This is a genomic window from Streptomyces sp. URMC 126, assembly GCF_051386555.1.
Taxonomy (GTDB): Bacteria; Actinomycetota; Actinomycetes; order Streptomycetales; family Streptomycetaceae; genus Streptomyces.
Genome location: NZ_JBPQTX010001009.1, coordinates 1 through 260 on the forward strand (window position 1 = coordinate 1; position 260 = coordinate 260).

Below are 260 nucleotides of genomic sequence, written 5' to 3' on the forward strand. Positions count from 1 at the left end.
GTGGTGCGCGCCATCAACCAGCGCATGGGCCAGGGCGTGGCGCAGGCGCTGGACGGGCGCACCGTGCGCGTATCCGCGCCCCAGGACCCGGGATCGCGCGTGCGCTTGATTGCCGAGATCCAGGAGATGCCGATCGAGACCTCCAAGCCCTCGGCCAAGGTCGTGATCAACGCACGCACGGGCTCCATCGTGCTCAACCAGGCCGTGACCCTGGGCCCCTGCGCCATCGCCCACGGCAACCTGGCCATCACCATCAGCAC

At 69.6% G+C, this 260-nt stretch carries 1 protein-coding gene; it reads left to right on the plus strand.

All coding sequences use genetic code 11. From position 1 onward, the window contains the following. Positions 1–260, plus strand: a 260-nt coding sequence (locus ACSNOK_RS34875; RefSeq protein ID WP_436784715.1) for a flagellar basal body P-ring protein FlgI, incomplete at both ends; no start/stop codon positions are given.